Raw genomic sequence first — 16,394 nt, forward strand, 5'->3', positions numbered from 1 at the left:
GAGTATCCCCGGCGTTCTCGTCGTCATCACGGCCCACCAGCGCGACCCGCACCCGCGGGACGCGCCGGGGCCCGGCGGGACGGACCCCCGCGAGGCCCCGCCACGGGCCCGCGGCCAGGGTCGGGAGAGACCTCCGAGTGCCCGAACCGCGAACACTTGGAGGGCTCTGTCGTGGATGTCGCACTGTGGGTCTGGCTGGCGGTGCTGGCCGGGATCATCGCCATGCTGGCGGTCGATCTCGTCGCCCACCGCCACGCCCATGTCATCGGCGTCCGGGAGGCCGCCGCGTGGTCGGCGGTCTGGGTCGTGATCGGGGTGGCGTTCGGGATCACGGTGTGGTGGTTCTGGGGCGCGGAGTTCGGCCAGCAATACTTCGCCGGCTACCTGATCGAGAAGTCCCTGGCCGTGGACAACGTGTTCGTCTGGGCGGTGATCTTCAGCTTCTTCGCCGTCCCGCCGCAGTTCCAGCACCGAGTCCTGTTCCTCGGCGTGCTCGGCGCGCTGGTACTGCGCGGCGCGTTCATCGCCGCCGGCGCCGTGCTCATCGCGAACTTCTCCTGGGTGCTGTACCTGTTCGCGGCGTTCCTGATCGTCACCGGGGTCAAGATGGCCATCCAGCGCGACGCCCACATCGACCCCGAGCAGTCCAAGACACTGCGGCTGTTCCGCCGGTGGGTGCCGATGACCGACGCCTACCACGGGCAACGCTTCCTCATCCGCCGCCGCGGGGTCCTGCTGGCCACCCCGCTGCTGGCGGTGCTGGTGCTGGTCGAGGTCACCGACGTCGTGTTCGCCGTCGACTCCATCCCCGCGATCTTCGCGGTCACCGACGAGCCGTTCCTGGTGTTCACCGCCAACGCCTTCGCCCTCCTGGGCTTGCGGGCGATGTACTTCCTGCTCGCCGACCTCGTGCACCGCTTCGTCTACCTCAAGCTCGGCCTCGCCCTGGTGCTGGTCTGGGTCGGGATCAAGATGGCCCTCAAGGTCGACATCACCTACATCCCCACCCCCATCTCCCTCGCCGTGATCACCACCATCCTCGCCGCCGCCGTCGCCGCCAGCTGGTGGACCACCCGCGGCCAGCCCGCCCACGCCCTCGCCACCCCCGCCGGGGCGCCGCCCTTCCGGCAGGCCACCGACGACGAACTCGCCGACCTCGAGCCCGTGTGGCGACCGCGACGACGCCGCCCCTCCGGCGAGGACCCCGCACCACACGGCCGTGGTGACGGCTCTGACCACGCCGACCCACTCACCCCAGTCGAGCCTGCGTCCGACCCGAGCCCGGCGCGCCCGGACACCGCGGACTCCCAGGAGAACCGATGACCATGACCCACACCCCGGCTGCCGCACCGCCTGAGGTTCCGGGCATCACCATCGACGTCCGGGCCGTCGAGGCCGCACACGGCGTCACCGTCACCGTCACCGGAGCGGTCCGGTACCGCGACGCCGCGCTACTGAGCCGCCACCTCCACACCGCGCTCGACGCCGAACCCACCGTCGTCGTGGTCAACCTCAGCCGGGTGCCAACCTGCCATCTCGCCGGCGTCGAGGCCCTCGCCGCCGCCCGAGACCGCGCCCTCGCCACCGGCACCGGGCTGCACCTGATGCACCTCGGCGCTCCCGAAACCCGAGACTGGCTCACCGCCGCCGGCCTTGACTGACCACCCCCGAACGGCCGCCGGGCCACTCGCGGTGGTCACCTCTTCGTTTCTCCCGAGGAGGCCGGACTTGACTGATGCTGGAACGTCGCTGCTCGCCCGAGTGGGCAGCGGCTGGGAGCTTCTTCGGCGTCGGGCCCCGATCCTCGACCGTCTCATGCGCGCGTGGTGGCACTACCTCGAACGCCAGGGCGACCAGCACGCGGCGGCGATCGCGTTCTTCAGCGTGCTCGCGCTGGCACCCCTGCTGATGATCGGGTTCGCGGTCGCGGGCTACCTGCTCTCGGGACGCCCCGACCTGTTCGCCAGTGTGCAGAACGAGGTCCGCCTGGCGCTGCCTCCCACCCTGGGTCCGGTCGTCAGTGCCGTGGTTGAGCGTGCTGTCGCCCAGCGCGACGCGGTGGGAGCACTCGGCGTGGTCCTTGCCGTCTACTCCGGAAGGGGTTGGATGGCGGTCCTGCGCCACGCCCTGACCGAACAGTGGCGCGAACCCCAGGCGGGCTTCGAGAACGACGTGACCGACGTGGCCACCTATCTGAGGAGGTTCGTCGCCGACGCCGCGGCCGCGGCCGCGATGGGGGCCGCGGTGGTGATGTCGTTCGCGCTCACCACCGCAGGCACAGGGCTCTCGGGCACGGTGCTGCACTTGCTCGGCCTCACCGACAACCGCTCGACGCGGGGCCTGCTGCTGGTGGTGAGCGCGGTGCTGACCATCATCGCGAACTGGCTGGTCTTCCTCTGGGCCATCACCCGCCTACCTCGAAGCTCACACCTCACCCGCGACGCGCCTCGAGCCGCGCTCCTGGCCTCGGTCGGCTTCCTCGTCCTCGAGCAGGCCGCCTCGATCTTCCTCAGCATCGTGTCGCGCTCGCCGGCCGGTCTCGCTTTCGGGCCGGTGATCGGCTTACTGATCTTCGCGTTCCTGGTTGCGCGCCTGCTGCTGTTCGCCACGGGTTGGACCGCCGTGGGCCGCAGCCCGATCACGCCCGCGGTGCCCGAAACGCCGCCCCGGCACCGTCAACACGAGGCCTGGACTGCCGAGTTGCATCCCCGCTCCGTCACGCCACCCTCGTGACCGTGCCACGAACGCTGAGGCGGTTGCGGGTCCTGGTCGTGCTGGTCGCGGTCGCTGGGCTCTCGCTGACCACGCTCACGACCCTCGTGTGGGCCACCGCTCGGGCGGTGCGACTCATCGGACTGCTGGTGGCCGGGGGGTGGGCCCAGGACGCGTCCCTCATCGACCTCCTCGAGATCATCGACCTCTTCCTGGTCGTCGTGGTCCAGCTGATTGTCGCCCTCGGGCTCTACGAGCTCTTCATCGCCGACCTCGACCTCCCCGCCTGGCTCACCGTGCACGACCTCGGGGAGCTGAAGCGATCAGTCGTCGACCTCCTCGTCGTGATCATCGGCATCAAGTACCTCGAACGAGCGCTCGCGAGCACCGCAGGCGACACCCTGAGCTACGGCATCGCCACCGCACTGGTGATCATCGCGCTCGTCACGTTCACGGCCACCGACCGTGGACACCGACACCAGCACAGCACCCCGAGGGACTCATGACACTCCCCATGCTCTGCGAGTTCATCGCGTGCGCAGCGCTCGGCGCTCACGATCGACGACGGTGTCTTCACCGGCGAGATCGTCCTGGACCCAGCCGGCCGACGCATCAGCGCCGCCCGTCGGTGCACCGTCGTCGCCGGCCGGTCCAGTGATCCGGCTGCGGGTCCTGTGCCCCCGAGGCCGCTCCGCCGATGACCCGTCCGGCGACGGTCCCGACGGGGAGGCTTCGGAGCTCGCCGTCGCCGTGCTCGACGTGCTCGAGGCCGAGCCGGGGGCGGTGCACGTCGTGTGCCTGCGCGGGGCCGCCATGGCCCCGCCCGGCGACGTCGTCGAGGCCGACCTGGCCCGCGAGTCGGTCGACGGGATCCTCGGATCGTTGCGCGCGCTCGGCTGCTCCGAACGCGGCGGCATCGTCCTGGAGACCCTCGACACCGTCGTCTCCGCCGCCGCGGATCGCGCGGAGGACGCCGCCCCAGGCGAGGGCATCGACGCCCTGGTGTGGGACGAGCTCCTCGCCCGGACCGGGCAGAGCGCTCGGCTGTCGGTGACGTTCGTGGTCATGCTGACCATCGCCTGCCTGCTCGCCGCGATCGGGGTCGTCACCAACTCACCGGTCACCGTGGTGGGCGCGATGGTGCTGGGCCCGGAGTTCGGCCCGCTCGCCGCGTTGGCCGTCGCCGCGGTCCGCCGTGACGGCCCACTGGCCCGTACTGCAGGAATCGCCCTCGGGGTCGGATTCGGGATCGCGGTGATCGTCACCGCAATCGCCGCGGCCGGCGCCCGCGCCGTCGGCGTCGTCCCCGACGACGCGCTGACCAACCTGCCCGGAGTCGAGTTCGTCTACCAAGTCGGACCCTTCTCTTTGGTGGTGGCGCTGCTGGCCGGGATCGCGGGCATGGTCGCGTTGATAGCCGGCGAGAACACCGGCGTCCTGGTGGGGGTATTCATCTCGGTGACCACAGTGCCCGCGGCCGGGTTCGCCGCAGTTGCTGTGGTGCTCGCCGACTGGGCCCGGGCGGGCAGCTCACTGCTTCAGCTCGCCCTCAACATCACCGGCATCGTCGCCGCTGGCGTAGCGGTCCTCCTACTCGTGCGGGCATCGCGTCGACGTCACCGGACGTCTCCCGAACCCGCCAAGACCGCCGACTGACGCTCTTGCAGCGACCGAACCACTGTCACCTGACCGTCGTTCCACAAGCCCGATGAGTCGCGCGCGCTACGGCGCCGGCGGAGCGGGGTCTGCTGCGAGGCTGTAGTGGGCGTCGTCGGTGAGTTCGAGGTAGCCGCCGCCGGGGTGGCGACGGATGAGTCCGCGTTGTTGCAGGGCGACGACCGCGGCCGGGTCGTAGGCCAGGTGCCGCTCGGTGATGCTGCGCGGGTCGTGGGCGATGGCATACAGCAGGCGAGCGATCTCGACGTCCAGGCCCGGTTCGGGGTCATGGAGCCGGTGCAGCGCGACGCGCTGGGTGTCGGTGAGGCACCGGTCCTGGGCGCGCAGCCCCCGAATCGGGGCGGGGCTCGTCGCTGCCGGGTCGTGCTCGATACGCAGTCCGGTGTCGTCGAGCTGCGCGGCGAGGGCAGCCAGCGCGTCGGCGAGCCGGGCGAGGGTCCAGCCCAGCGCCTCAGCCAGACGGGCAGGGTTGACCGCGGCCGGGACTCGGCCCGGTGGGCAGGTCACGGTGGCCAGTGCGGCCGCGATGACGGCGACGTCCGCTGGCTCGTCGTGAGCGAGCTGGCGGCGCCGTTGAGCGTTTCGGGTAGGTGCTCGGAACAGTTCGGTCGGGTGCAGGTCGAGGACCTGGCAGAGTCGTTCGAGCAGGCCCAGGGAGACGGTGTCGTGGTCGTTGTCGGTCCACAGGCGTGCCGGGCCGGTGACCGCGCCGGCCCCGACGCGGTCGGCGAGCTCGGTGTGGGTCATCCCGGCCGCGACGCGGCGCTGCTCGACCAGCGCCCAGTCGATGACCAGCCGCCGGGCCGGCCGCCGCGGCCGGTCGGTCACGAGCCACTCCGCGAGAGCTGGTGCAGGTCGGTCACGGTCGTGTGCCGGAACGACGCAGCAGGCAGCACGACCCCGGCGTGGGTCGCGCCGGTGTGGCGGAGCCGGGCCAGGGCGCGGTCATCGAGCGGGGAACCGTCGGGCCGGGTCAACAGCCGTGCCGTGCCCGCCACGTCGTCGGTGTTCGACGGCGCGGAGGTGTTGCTGGGCGGCAGGAACGACGGGCGGGCCAGGACGGCCCGGACCAGGCCGGCCGCGCGGGCGGAGACGCGGTAGCTGAGCATGCTGCTCAGTCGCACATGCAGGCCGCCGCGGTGCGCGGTGAGGTCACCGGGGCGTAGCCGGCACAGCTGGCTCGCCGGTAGCCCGGTGGCGCGGGTGAGGACTACGGCGGCGGCAGTGGTCGGGTCGCAGAGACCGCGGAGCCGGGCCACGGTCGACGGGTCGAGGCGCGGCTCGAGCCGCACGGTCGTCGCGGCCCTTGTCCGGCGCGAGGGTGGGCGCAGGTCGAGGAACAGGCCCTCGGCGAGCAGCCCAGCTTGCGCGGCCCGCACTCGGGTGAGGACCTCGTCGGTGCTGGTTGCGTCGATCGTGAGCTGCTGCAGCACCGCATCGGCGAGATCGGCGCGGCTGGTGTTGCTGAGCAGGCTCAACCGCAGCCCTTCGGCGTGCGTGCGGGCCTGCGCGAACGTGCCGCGGTAGACGGCATCGACCCGGGCGAACCCGGCCGCGGACAGCAGGCGGCGGGCGGTGGCCCGAAACTGCGGGAACTCCACATCGGGCACCGTCGGGAAACCGTCGCGGTCGTCGTCCCGGTCAGTGACGGCGGCCGGTGCCAGCGCGGCCAGCCCGGCTCGCCACGGCCGCACCAGCGGGGCACGGCCACCGCGGGCCGCGGCGACCGCGGCGCGCCCCTCAGTGGTGGCGGCTCCGGTCTCGACCAGCCACAACCGTGTAGTGGTAGCGCTGGCCAGGACGGCGAGGTCGCCCCAGCAGGCGGCGGGGAGCTGGTCGGCGCGCAGCACGACCAGGTCGGTGACGGGTTCGGCCGCGAGCCAACACTCGGCCAGTTCCCAGGAGCGGTGGCTGGGGCGCTGCACCGGCCGCGCGGTCGGGGACTTGCCCAGCGCGATCAGCAGGGCTGCACCCAGCTGCGGGCGCGAGCCGGTGCCGGGCTGCGGCAGGAACACCACCACACCCCGATCCACGGCGTGGCACGCCATCACCGCAGACACGCAGGCCGGCGAGTCGTCGGGGTCAATGAGTACTGTGACCGTCGGCGCGACCGCCCCGGGCACCGCACGTCCGGCCCCCGGAACGGGGTCGACGCCGGTGCCGGCCACCGTGGTGGTCACGACGCGCTGGTGGCGGCCGGTCGGGAGCGGACGCCGCCGTGGAGGGCGAACGCGTTGCGTGCGATCTGCTCGTCGAGCTGCTCGACGCCGGTGTCCTGGCACAGCTCGACCGCGGTCGCGGTGAACGCGGCCCAGTCCCGCAGGTTGCCGTGGGCGAAGTGGTCGTCGACGAACAGCAACAGCTCGGCCTCGACCCCGTCATAGATCCGGTGGTAGCGCGGCAGCAGCGCACACACCTGCGCGCCCGACAGCGGCGAGCACACCACCCGGCGATAGATCCGCGAGCGCAGCATCGGCTCGCGGGCCAGGACCTGCCAGGCGCCGTCCCCGCCGACCAGCAGCAGCCCGAACCGGGTCAGCCGGTGATCGTGCAGGTAGCGCAGGAACTCGATGCACTCCCTGTTGAGCTGCTGGGCTTCGTCGACTACCACCAGTCGTTCCCGCCCGTCCCGGCCACGGTGATCGGCCAGCTGCTCGAGCAGCTCGGCCGAGAGCGCGAACCGGTCCCGGCGCCCCGGAGCAACACCGCACAGCTCGGCGAACAGGGTCGCGGCCACCAGCCGCATCGTCGGCCGGCTGGGAAACGACACCCAGCAGGCGTCCGCCCGGTCGGTGCGCCGCGCGAGGGCCTGTTCCACGGCGAAGGTCTTGCCCAGCCCCGCCTGCCCGTGCACCGCGCCCATCGCGCGGGTGGCCACCAGATCGGCCACCGCCTGATCGACCAGCGCGAGCGCTTCGGTCGGCAGCGTGGCCGCGCCGTCGAGGTCCAAGAAGTGGCGCACACTCACCGGTGCTCCTCGGGGTCATCGCCGCCGGCCCCCGCAGCCCCGGCCGAGTCGGGTCGCTCGTCGGTGGGCTGGGGCGGGTTCCAGTAGTCGAAGTCGCGGTGCAGGTTGAGCAGGTCGGTGCGGGCCAGCCGCTGCAGATCCCGGTCGCGGGCGTCGATGTCGCGCTCGCCGGCGTCGCGGCGCCGGTCGGTGCGGGCCTGTTCCGCGCTGATCACGGTGACCTCCTCCGGCTCGCCCGGGGCGGTGATCGGCGCCAACCGGGACCGCGCCCGGCGGCTGGTGCGGCGCTGGCGGCGCCCGAGCTCGGCGGCATCAGCGCGGCGCCGGGCCAACACCGCCTCGCGCTGCTCCGGTGAGAGCGCGCCCTGCGGATACGCGGTGCACAACCAGGTATCGCCGCGGAAGATCTCGATCTGGCGGTGGTCGTGCGGGGTGTAGCGAACCTGCACCCGCTCACCGACCCGGCCGTTGAGCTCCCCGGCGATAAAGGTGTGCCCGGCGAAGTGCACCCCGTCGCGCTGCACCGTCCGTTCCACATCGGCCAGCAGCAGCCAGCGCAGCTGCTCGGCCCCCACCTCCTGGATCGGGGTGGGATCGGCCTGCCAGCGCTGCAGCGGGGTCTGCCCGTCCAGCGCCGAGTGCGCGCGCACGGTGTTGTACTCGATGACCCACTCGGCGAACCGGTCCACGAACAACGCCAGCGCCATCGGCGCCGCCTCCGGCCCGTGCAACCGCCCGTCGGCCGCGCGCGGGCCCTCGGTGTGAAACGGCAGCCCGGACAGGAACTCCTGGTCCACCGTCCGGTTCGCCCGCTCGATCTTGCCCTTCTGATGCGGGGCGTAGCCGTCGGTCGGGTCGAACGTCGTGCCCAGCGTCGCGCACACCCGCCCCAACGCGGTCGTGGCGAACTCCAGCCCGTTATCCGGGACCAGCGCCCGCGGTATCCCGCCGAACGGGCCCCGCTGCGGGTCGACCACCAGACCACGGTGCAGCGCGGCCAGTACCGTCGCGGCGTCCGGGCGCAGCGACAACGCCCACCCCATGATCAGCCGCGAGTAGCAGTCCAGGAACATCGTCACCCACGGCTTCACCGGCCGCGCCCCGCGCGGCGGCGTGACCAGCACCGGCAGCTCCTTGTGATCGGCCTCCCAGCGGGCGTTACGACACACCGGCTCCCACCGCAGATACACCTCGTGGCGGCGCCGGCCCGCCACCCCGTCGACCACCGCCGCCCGCTCCCCGGCCGTGAGCTCGCGGGCGAAGGCACGTTGCAGCGTGCGCAGCGGCGGCACCGGCTCGCCGTTCACCTTCCGCGCCCGCCACAACGCCGCCACATTCCCGGCCCAGTCGGCATACTCCCGCCGGTCCTGCTCGGTGAGCTCATACTGGGCCCGCGTCCGCCGATCCGGCGTGACCTCTCCGGCCGCCCACCGCCACACCGTGCGCTCGCTGACCCCCAGCGCCGCGGCCACGGCCACCGCCTCCGCCCGACCCAGCCGACCCTCGACCCGCTGCTGCTGCAGGCGCTCCACGAGCACCGCGCGGGCCCGCGGGTCGATCTGATTCACCGCGCCAACTCACCCACGCAGTCCGGGCACACCGGCCCGGACAACCGCCAGCCACGCCCAGCCAGCCAGTTCTGCACGACGGCCGTGGCCGCCGTGTCCCCTGCCACGAGGTCGCCGCTCAGCAGTGGACCGTCCCCGCACCGCATGCAGGCGACATCGGTGACCGGGCCGGGCGGGGTGCAGCCGCGACAGAAGTGCCGCTCGAGCACCGCGCCCGCGGAGGCCGGGTCCGGCAACAGCCAGGTCATCGCCACCTCCGCACGCTCGATCGGGTTCGACGGCTCCCGCCCGCACTCGACACAACGACACTGCTCACGGCCCCGATACGCCGCGCGTGCACCCCGATCGCGGACCATCAGCGCACCTCCGTCTCCGCACGCGCCGCCCCCGCGGTGCCAGGACCGCGGTCGAGGTAGCCATACACCGTCGGACGGGCCACCCCGAGCAGCGCGGCGATCTGGGCCACGGTGTGCGTGCCGGCGTCGTAGAGCTGCTGGGCATGCGCAGCCTGGTCCGGGGAGAGTCTCGGCTTCCGCCCACCCTTGCGGCCCCGCGCCCGGGCCGCGGCCAGCCCGTCACGGGTGTTGGCCACGATCAGCTCCCGCTGGAACTCGGCCAACACCGACAGCATCCCGAACATCGCCCGACCCTCCGCAGTGGAGGTGTCGATGCCCTGCTCAAGCACCCGCAGCCCGATCCCGCGCTCACGCAGCTGGGCGCCGAGGGTGACCAGGTGCAGCATCGACCGGCCCAGCCGGTCCAGCCGGGTGATCACCAACGTGTCCCCGGCGCGCAGCAGCCGCACCACCAGGTCCAGCTGCGGCCGCGTCGCCTTCGCACCGGACGCGTAGTCCACATACACGTCCGGCGCGGCCACCCCGGCCCGGGTCAGCGCATCGACCTGATGCGCCGGGTTCTGCTCCGCGGTCGACACCCGCACATACCCCACCAACACCCGTCGACAATAGCGCCGAGCAACCGTTCACCGACGTTGATTCACGACGCGTGTTGTCGACAACCGCGACCTGTGGGTTCGTTGGCCAGTCGACGAGCGTCGAGAAACGACCCATTCTCGACAGGGGCACCCCCTGGCGCTACCGGCATAGGGCCGTGGCCAACCCCCGGCTACGGAACGCCAGGCCCCAGATCACTCAGTCGGTTCCTGAGGGCCGTGACGCGTGCCAGGAGAGCAGGCGAGGCAACCAGCGCGGGACGTTGTCCCGATAGCGCGCGTAGTCGTTACCGAAACGGCGGGCGAGTCGGGGTTCCTCAACCCGGGACACCATGACGGCGACGAACAGGGCGAACAGGGCGAACCATGCCAGCAGGGTCAGGGAGCGCGCTGCGATCGCCTCGCCGAGCACGATGCCCAGGACCCCGCTGAACATCGGGTGGCGCACGTGACGGTAGGGCCCGCGGATCACCAGCGTGCGCGGCGGATCCTGGGGCGACAATGTTCCCGCGCCGGACCGGGCGAACAGGCTGATCGTCCAGGCCAGCATCGCTACGCCGGCGACGACCAGCAACGAGCCGGCCACCAGTGTCAGGCTTCCTGGTGCCGGCCCGAGATCGACCGCGGCGGTGCCGACGGTCGTGACGATCAGGACCGGAATGATGATCGTGACGGTCACCGGCCCCAGCAGGATCGCTCGCAGGTGTTGGAACAGCATGTGGGCCTCCCGGCGGAGATCAGTGGAGTGTGCGGGCCGCCGGGGTGGCGGCGTGGATCCGATCGTGGGGCCTCACGTGCGGCCCTGGGTGCGCACGGCGACGCCGAAGAGGTAGTCGCCGCCGATGCGGGTGCGCCATCGGTCGCCGACGTGCAGGCCGTGGCGGGGAAGCTCGGCGAGGAACTCTCCTGCGGTGAACCGGTCGTGGGTGGGGTGGTCGAACAGGATCTGGTAGGTGGGTCGGGCCAGGGCGGTGGCGGTGACCTCGTCGAAGAAGAACCGGCCGCCCGGTTCGAGTACCCGGGCGACCTCGGCCAGGGCGTCGCGCCAGTTCGGGATGTGGTGGATGATCGCGAAGTCGAACACCGCCTGATAGGCGGCGTCCTGGCCGCCCCCGATCCGGGCGAACGCGGCAGCAAGGTCGGTGGCGGAACCGCCGCTCAGCTGGGCGGCAGCACCGTGGCGCCGCAGCCGTCGGCGGGCCTTGGCCAGCATCGTGGGGTCCAGGTCGACGGCGTCCACGCTGGCCGCACCGAAGACGTCGAGGATGAGCTGGGTGCCATAACCCGGACCGCAGCCCAGCTCGGCGGTGCGGGCACCCGGGGTGCGGCCCCCGAGCTCGATGAGCACGTGCGCTTCGTAGCGCTGGAGCAGGCGTCGGGGCACCGAGTCGATCACTGCCGACTCGATCGCGTTCATGAGCATGGCCACCCTTATTCATCGCCGATATGCGATATAATTGCTGTATGGCGATAGATACCAGGGATGGGTGCCCGTCCACAACTGCCGGCCTCGGCGCCGCCGAGGCCCTGTTCCACAGCCTGTCCGACAGCACCCGACTGGCCATCGTGCGGCGCCTGGCCGGCGGCGAGGCGCGGGTGGCCGACCTGGTGACCCAACTAGGCCTGGCCCAGTCCACGGTCTCCAAGCACGTGGCCTGCCTGCGCGACTGCGGCCTGGTCGACGGGCGCTCCGAAGGGCGGCAGGTGTTCTACTCCCTGACCCGCACCGAGCTGATGGACCTGCTGGCCTCGGCCGAGGTTGTGCTGGCCGCGACCGGCCACGCGGTCGCGCTGTGCCCCAACTACGGAACCGCCCGCCAGGACGTAGGAGGTGCGCGGTGAGCGACGCCTGCGGATGCGGCGACGAGCCCCGCACCACCGACGAGCACGAGCCGGAAACCCTGTGGCAGGTCGGCGAGATCCGTTTCGCCGCCGTGGCCGTAGTACTGCTCGGACTCGGCTACGGATCCGTGTGGGTCGGCGCTCCCGACCTCATCGGTCTGGCGTTGAAGGCGGCCGCGTTAGCGGTCGCTGGCTGGACGTTCGTCCCCGGCACCCTGCGCCGCCTGGCCAAGGGCAGAATCGGCGTGGGCACCCTGATGACCATCGCCGCCATCGGCGCCGTGCTCCTGGGCGAGGTCGGCGAAGCCGCGATGCTGGCCGTGCTCTACACCATCGCCGAAGGACTCGAGGAGTACTCCGTAGCCCGCACCCGACGCGGCCTGCGCGCCCTGCTCGACCTGGTCCCCGCCCAGGCCAGGGTGCTGCGCGACGGGACCGAGCACAGCATCGACCCGGCGAAGCTGGTCGTGGGCGACACCCTGGTGGTGCGCCCCGGGGAACGCCTGGCCACCGACGGCCGGATCGGCGCCGGGCACACCAGCCTCGACACCTCCGCCATCACCGGCGAGTCCGTCCCCGTCGAGGCCGGCCCCGGCGACGAGGTGTTCGCCGGATCCATCAACGGCACCGGCGCGCTCGAGGTCGAGGTCACCACCACCGCCGCGGACAACTCCCTGGCCCGCATCGTGTCCATCGTGGAGGCCGAACAGTCCCGCAAGGGCACCGGCCAACGCCTGGCCGACCGCATCGCCCGACCCCTCGTACCCGGGGTGATGATCGCCGCCGCACTCATCGCCGCCCTGGGATCCCTGCTCGGTGACCCGTTGACCTGGATCGAACGCGCCCTGGTCGTCCTGGTCGCTGCCTCCCCGTGCGCGCTGGCCATCGCCGTGCCGGTCACCGTGGTCGCCGCGATCGGCGCCGCCTCCAAACACGGCACCCTGGTCAAGGGCGGAGCGGCCCTGGAAGCCATGGGACGAGTCAGCACCGTCGCGCTGGACAAGACCGGCACCCTGACCCGCAACCACCCGGCCGTCATCGAGACCGCCCCCGCAGCCGGACACACCCGCGAGCAGGTGCTCGCGGTGGCCGCCGCGCTCGAAGAACGCAGCGAACACCCCCTGGCCCGAGCCATCCTGGCCGCCGCCCCCACCCCGCAACGAGCCGAACAGGTCGAAGCGGTCACCAGCGCCGGACTCACCGGCACGCTGCATGGTCGCCGCGTGCGCCTGGGCCGCCCAGGCTGGATCGACCCCGGCCCGCTGACCGAGGACGTGACACGGCTCCAGCACGCCGGCGCCACCGCCGTCCTGGTCGAAGACGCCGGCACCGTGATCGGCGCCATCGCGGTCCGTGACGAGCTGCGCCCCGAAGCCGGGCAGGTCACCGCGTCCCTGCGCGATGCCGGCTACCGGGTCGTGATGCTCACCGGGGACAACCGCGCCACCGCCGCCGCCCTGGCCACCGAAGCTGGTATCGACCCGGGCGATGTGCACGCCGACCTGCGCCCCGAGGACAAATCCCGCCTCGTCGACCAGCTCCGCGCACACGGCCCGGTCGCGATGGTCGGCGACGGGGTCAACGACGCCCCCGCCCTGGCCACCGCCGACCTGGGCATCGCGATGGGCGCCATGGGCACCGATGTGGCCATCGAGACTGCCGACGTGGCGTTGATGGGCGAGGACCTGCGCCACCTGCCCCAGGTCCTCGCGCACGCCCGCCGCTCCCGGATCATCATGTGGCAGAGCGTGGCCCTGTCGCTGGCCATCATCATCGGCCTGATGCCCCTGGCCCTGTTCGGGATACTCGGGCTGGCCGCGGTCGTGCTCGTGCACGAAGTGGCCGAAGTCGTGGTCATCGGCAACGGCATCCGCGCCGGCCGCACCCGTCGTCTGGGGCTGGTCCCCGCAAGCCCCGCCACCACCGCCTCCTCGCGCGAGCGCATTGAAACAGGGGCGTGACGCCATGCAATCAGCGACGCAACACCTGCCGCAGCTGCTCCACCGACGGGGCGCCAGACAGACCGAGCTCACCGTGATAGACCCGGCACGAGAACGCGCCCGGCCCGGCGGCTTGCTCGGCGAACGGGTCTGCTCCGTCGACCAGGATCGTGGGTGATCCCGCGAATTCAGGCGTCCCGGCGACTATCTCTGCGGTCACCTCTCGCACCACTACCGGGGTCATGGCATGTCCGGTGTCGTCGAGCGCCTGGCGCAGACGCTCCGAAGCGACGTTCTCGTGGGGGCAGTTCGGCACCACCAGCAGCTCTACCCGCATCACATCAGTGTGCTCCTGGCCGGCCGCGGCGGCAGTAGCATCGGTGGTCGGAGGCGGTCGCATGGACCTGTACGAGGTCGGCGAGGAGTTGCGGCGAGCCCAGGCCGAGTTCCACCAGCTCGTCGGCACGGCTTCGCGCGGCGACCTAGAGCGCCTGACCAACGGCACACGGTGGACGAACCGGCAACTGCTGTTCCACATGGTCCTCGGCTACGGAGTCGTCCGCACGCTACTTTCCCTGGTGCGAACGCTCGACCGCCTCGGCTACAGCCGAGGCTTCGCCGCCACCCTGAACGCCGCGCACCGCCCCTTCCATGCGATCAACTACCTCGGTCCCTGCCTCGCCGCTCGGCTGCTGTCCCCGCATGCCATGACCGCGCTGCTGGACACCGTCATCGGCTCCCTGCAGCGTCGCCTCACCACCGAGACCGAGCGGAGCCTGGCTTCGAGCATCTACGTGCCGACGGACTGGGATCCCTACTTCACGCCGACGATGAGCGTGCTCGACGTCTACCACTTCGGGACCCAGCACTTCGATCACCATCGACGCCAGCTCACCATCGCGGCACCGCACACCCAGTCATAAGGCCTACCGTGCAGTACCACCGCTGGCACTTCTGGCAGGGCAGAGCCCTTCTCGCCGACCGATAGTCCCTCAGCGGTCCGCTACATGAGGAGAGGCACTGTCATCCTCGCGCGCCAGCGCTGTTGTCGTTCTGTCGTTCCGCACCTGGGACGGTGCGACCTCCTCGAGGAGTGTGCGCACGCGCTGGGCGATGTCGTCGCGGATCAGGCGCATGCGGTCGAGGCCGTCGATGCCGCGTTCGGAGGGTTCGTCGGTGTCCCAGTTGCGTACTTCGGCTGCGGCGGGGTCGTCGACGGTGGCGTCGCGGCCGAGAGTGATGACGAGGTCGACCCGGCGCAGCAGGTCGGCGTCGATCGCCTTGGGCATCTCACCGGACATGTCGGCGCCGACCTCGGCGAGGCTGGCCGCGGAGAGCTGGTTGATCGAGGTGCCGGGCTGGGTGCCTGCGGAGTGCACCTCGACCCGGTCACCGGCGGCCGCGCGCATGAGCCCGGCGGCCATCTGGGACTTGCCGCCGTTACGGACGCAGACGAACAACACCGCCGGTGTCGTGGTCACGGGGTCGTCGCTTCGGTCGGGGCACCGGTCACTTCGGTGAGCAGGCGGCGTACCCGGGCGTCGATGTCGTCGCGGATCGGGCGGATCTGCTCGGCGGTCTTGCCGGCGGGGTCGGTCAGCTCCCAGTCGAGGTAGCGCTTGCCGGGGAACACCGGACAGGCATCGCCACAGCCCATGGTGATCACGACGGCGGCCGCTTCGACCGCCTCGGTGGTCAGGCGCTTCGGGAACTCGGTGTCCAGGGACAGGCCGATCTCGGCCATGACCTCGCGCACGGCGGGGTTGATGGTCTCGGCCGGGGCCGAGCCGGCGGAGGTGACGCGGACGGCGCCGTTGGCGTGGTGGGCCAGCAGGGCGGCGGCCATCTGGGAGCGGCCGGCGTTGTGGACGCAGACGAACAGGACTTCGGGGACCGCGGCTGTGGTGGTCACGGGGGCTCCTGGGGATCGGGCTGCTGCCGCGAGCCGCTGGTGGGCGTGGCGGGCGGCGAGGACGGGCAGGTGGGTGGTGATGCGGGCGGTCAGCGCCAGCTTGGTGAACACGTCCACGACCACGGCCTTGATCGTCTCGGGGCCGAAGGTGCCGTGGAATGTGCGGCGCAGCTCGTCGACGGTCTGCTGAAGCCGCGGGTGTGGGCTGGTGAGCGCGAAGTGTTCGAGGGTGCGGTCGCCCGCCGGGCGCCGTCGCGCAATAGCGACGACGACCGGCGTGGCGTCGAACGAGGAGGCGTCCATGACATGGTCCGCTACTGGCCGGCCGAGCGGGTGCTCATCAAGTCCCACCCGCGCGAGGCAGCGGTGTGTCCGCGGTGGTGACCAGGCGCCGGCGCGGCCACAACGACACGTACACCAAGGCGACGAGCACCGGCACCTCGATCAGCGCCCCGAGGGCCCCGGCCAGAGCCTCGCCCGGAGGGGATGTCGATCGCGCCGATCGCTACAGCGGTCATCAGGACTCCTTGAGCATGAGCAGCGGCGGTGCGGCGGTGCACCCACCGAGCAGTGGCGCCGTCGCGGTGGCAGATCACGCACCGCGCACGCCGTCTTGCGGTGATGAGTGTCGGGTGTGGGGTGCCTACGGTGGATCGGGGCTGGAGCCGGTTCCCCGCAGGCAGCCCAGACTTCCGCCGGGACCGACGCGTGAACCCCCGGCCGCCGCGGCGGCAGTCTGGTTGCTGGTGCGCGTGTCGCAGAACCCGCAGCGCAGGATCCGGCTCGGTGCCCGGGCGGGCCCGGCCATCCCGGGTGGCCGACC

19 protein-coding genes and 1 pseudogene are annotated in these 16,394 nt (G+C 71.9%); 8 read left to right on the forward strand and 12 right to left on the reverse strand.

The genetic code is table 11. The features are described from left to right. Positions 1–222: 222 nt before the first annotated feature. The 5 genes from KPF22_RS00980 to KPF22_RS01000 all read left to right on the forward strand — a co-directional run bounded on the left by KPF22_RS00980 (position 223) and on the right by KPF22_RS01000 (position 4,368). On the forward strand, positions 223–1,323 hold the full coding sequence (locus KPF22_RS00980; RefSeq protein WP_374107446.1) for a TerC family protein: 1,101 nt from the start codon (positions 223–225) through the stop codon (positions 1,321–1,323). Further along, positions 1,320–1,661, forward strand: coding sequence for an STAS domain-containing protein (locus KPF22_RS00985; protein ID WP_224400950.1), 342 nt, complete (start codon positions 1,320–1,322; stop codon positions 1,659–1,661). The genes KPF22_RS00980 and KPF22_RS00985 overlap by 4 nt, the downstream gene beginning before the upstream one ends. 67 nt (positions 1,662–1,728) lie before the next feature. Next, positions 1,729–2,733 carry a YhjD/YihY/BrkB family envelope integrity protein gene (locus KPF22_RS00990; protein WP_224400951.1) on the forward strand — a complete coding sequence of 335 codons (1,005 nt, stop codon included), beginning with the start codon at positions 1,729–1,731 and terminating at the stop codon, positions 2,731–2,733. 2 nt (positions 2,734–2,735) lie between these two features. Continuing rightward, on the forward strand, positions 2,736–3,218 hold the full coding sequence (locus tag KPF22_RS00995) for a YqhA family protein (RefSeq protein WP_224400952.1): 483 nt from the start codon (positions 2,736–2,738) through the stop codon (positions 3,216–3,218). Between the two features lie 148 nt (positions 3,219–3,366). Continuing rightward, on the forward strand, positions 3,367–4,368 hold the full coding sequence (locus KPF22_RS01000; protein WP_374107445.1) for a DUF389 domain-containing protein: 1,002 nt from the start codon (positions 3,367–3,369) through the stop codon (positions 4,366–4,368). Positions 4,369–4,434: 66 nt separating this feature from the next. On the opposite strand, the gene KPF22_RS01005 is transcribed toward KPF22_RS01000, so the two are convergent. The 8 genes from KPF22_RS01005 to KPF22_RS01040 all read right to left on the reverse strand — a co-directional run bounded on the left by KPF22_RS01005 (position 4,435) and on the right by KPF22_RS01040 (position 11,294). Further along, complete coding sequence (locus KPF22_RS01005) at positions 4,435–5,217, reverse strand: helix-turn-helix transcriptional regulator (RefSeq protein WP_224400954.1); 783 nt, start codon at positions 5,215–5,217, stop codon at positions 4,435–4,437. Continuing rightward, entirely contained in the window at positions 5,214–6,569 is a 1,356-nt protein-coding gene (locus KPF22_RS01010; RefSeq protein WP_224400955.1) for a hypothetical protein, read from the reverse strand. Before KPF22_RS01010 ends, KPF22_RS01005 begins: the two co-directional genes overlap by 4 nt. Then, positions 6,566–7,357: an ATP-binding protein gene (locus tag KPF22_RS01015; RefSeq protein ID WP_224400956.1), complete on the reverse strand. Its 792-nt coding sequence runs from the start codon at positions 7,355–7,357 to the stop codon at positions 6,566–6,568. The genes KPF22_RS01010 and KPF22_RS01015 overlap by 4 nt, the downstream gene beginning before the upstream one ends. Next, entirely contained in the window at positions 7,354–8,925 is a 1,572-nt protein-coding gene (locus KPF22_RS01020; protein WP_224400957.1) for a Mu transposase C-terminal domain-containing protein, read from the reverse strand. The genes KPF22_RS01015 and KPF22_RS01020 overlap by 4 nt, the downstream gene beginning before the upstream one ends. After that, positions 8,922–9,173, reverse strand: a complete 252-nt coding sequence (locus KPF22_RS01025; protein WP_224400958.1) for a hypothetical protein — start codon at positions 9,171–9,173, stop codon at positions 8,922–8,924. Before KPF22_RS01025 ends, KPF22_RS01020 begins: the two co-directional genes overlap by 4 nt. A 107-nt stretch (positions 9,174–9,280) precedes the next feature. Then, positions 9,281–9,880, reverse strand: a complete 600-nt coding sequence (locus tag KPF22_RS01030) for a recombinase family protein (protein WP_224400959.1) — start codon at positions 9,878–9,880, stop codon at positions 9,281–9,283. A gap of 196 nt (positions 9,881–10,076) precedes the next feature. Further along, positions 10,077–10,595 (reverse strand): isoprenylcysteine carboxylmethyltransferase family protein, encoded by a 519-nt coding sequence (locus KPF22_RS01035; protein WP_224400960.1) that lies wholly within the window; start codon positions 10,593–10,595, stop codon positions 10,077–10,079. Positions 10,596–10,667: 72 nt separating this feature from the next. Then, positions 10,668–11,294 (reverse strand): class I SAM-dependent methyltransferase, encoded by a 627-nt coding sequence (locus KPF22_RS01040; RefSeq protein WP_224400961.1) that lies wholly within the window; start codon positions 11,292–11,294, stop codon positions 10,668–10,670. Positions 11,295–11,341: 47 nt separating this feature from the next. Between KPF22_RS01040 and KPF22_RS01045 the strand changes: the two genes are divergently transcribed. Together KPF22_RS01045 and KPF22_RS01050 are read left to right on the forward strand one after the other, a co-directional pair. Then, entirely contained in the window at positions 11,342–11,719 is a 378-nt protein-coding gene (locus KPF22_RS01045; RefSeq protein ID WP_224400962.1) for a helix-turn-helix transcriptional regulator, read from the forward strand. Continuing rightward, positions 11,716–13,680 (forward strand): cation-translocating P-type ATPase, encoded by a 1,965-nt coding sequence (locus tag KPF22_RS01050; protein WP_224400963.1) that lies wholly within the window; start codon positions 11,716–11,718, stop codon positions 13,678–13,680. The genes KPF22_RS01045 and KPF22_RS01050 overlap by 4 nt, the downstream gene beginning before the upstream one ends. A gap of 10 nt (positions 13,681–13,690) precedes the next feature. Here KPF22_RS01050 and KPF22_RS01055 read toward each other — a convergent pair whose 3' ends face one another. Beyond that, positions 13,691–13,996 carry a hypothetical protein gene (locus tag KPF22_RS01055; protein WP_224400964.1) on the reverse strand — a complete coding sequence of 102 codons (306 nt, stop codon included), beginning with the start codon at positions 13,994–13,996 and terminating at the stop codon, positions 13,691–13,693. 61 nt (positions 13,997–14,057) lie between these two features. On the opposite strand from KPF22_RS01055, the gene KPF22_RS01060 reads away from it, so the two are divergent. Next, positions 14,058–14,582, forward strand: a complete 525-nt coding sequence (locus KPF22_RS01060; protein ID WP_224400965.1) for a DinB family protein — start codon at positions 14,058–14,060, stop codon at positions 14,580–14,582. Positions 14,583–14,651: 69 nt separating this feature from the next. On the opposite strand, the gene KPF22_RS01065 is transcribed toward KPF22_RS01060, so the two are convergent. From KPF22_RS01065 to KPF22_RS33540, 3 genes and pseudogenes are all read right to left on the reverse strand, one after another. Beyond that, positions 14,652–15,140 carry a low molecular weight phosphatase family protein gene (locus tag KPF22_RS01065; RefSeq protein WP_224400966.1) on the reverse strand — a complete coding sequence of 163 codons (489 nt, stop codon included), beginning with the start codon at positions 15,138–15,140 and terminating at the stop codon, positions 14,652–14,654. Further along, a complete protein-coding gene (locus tag KPF22_RS33535; protein ID WP_224400980.1) occupies positions 15,137–15,571 on the reverse strand; it encodes an arsenate reductase ArsC in 435 nt (144 codons plus the stop codon). Before KPF22_RS33535 ends, KPF22_RS01065 begins: the two co-directional genes overlap by 4 nt. A 30-nt stretch (positions 15,572–15,601) precedes the next feature. Then, positions 15,602–15,874: pseudogene (locus KPF22_RS33540) on the reverse strand (three-helix bundle dimerization domain-containing protein); the annotation flags it as partial. Positions 15,875–16,394: the final 520 nt, after the last annotated feature.

The organism is Pseudonocardia sp. ICBG1034 (genome assembly GCF_020131375.1).
GTDB classification, from domain to species: domain Bacteria; phylum Actinomycetota; class Actinomycetes; order Mycobacteriales; family Pseudonocardiaceae; genus Pseudonocardia; species Pseudonocardia alni.

What these genes read in the sequence shown, in the direction of transcription:
- KPF22_RS00980 (WP_374107446.1), top strand. Translation starts at nt 223, where the DNA reads ATGCTGGCGGTCGATCTCGTCGCCCACCGCCACGCCCATGTCATCGGC.
- KPF22_RS00985 (WP_224400950.1), top strand. Translation starts at nt 1,320, where the DNA reads ATGACCATGACCCACACCCCGGCTGCCGCACCGCCTGAGGTTCCGGGC.
- KPF22_RS01025 (WP_224400958.1), bottom strand. Translation starts at nt 9,173, where the DNA reads ATGACCTGGCTGTTGCCGGACCCGGCCTCCGCGGGCGCGGTGCTCGAG.
- KPF22_RS01035 (WP_224400960.1), bottom strand. Translation starts at nt 10,595, where the DNA reads ATGCTGTTCCAACACCTGCGAGCGATCCTGCTGGGGCCGGTGACCGTC.
- KPF22_RS01040 (WP_224400961.1), bottom strand. Translation starts at nt 11,294, where the DNA reads ATGAACGCGATCGAGTCGGCAGTGATCGACTCGGTGCCCCGACGCCTG.
- KPF22_RS01045 (WP_224400962.1), top strand. Translation starts at nt 11,342, where the DNA reads ATGGCGATAGATACCAGGGATGGGTGCCCGTCCACAACTGCCGGCCTC.
- KPF22_RS01055 (WP_224400964.1), bottom strand. Translation starts at nt 13,996, where the DNA reads ATGCGGGTAGAGCTGCTGGTGGTGCCGAACTGCCCCCACGAGAACGTC.
- KPF22_RS01060 (WP_224400965.1), top strand. Translation starts at nt 14,058, where the DNA reads ATGGACCTGTACGAGGTCGGCGAGGAGTTGCGGCGAGCCCAGGCCGAG.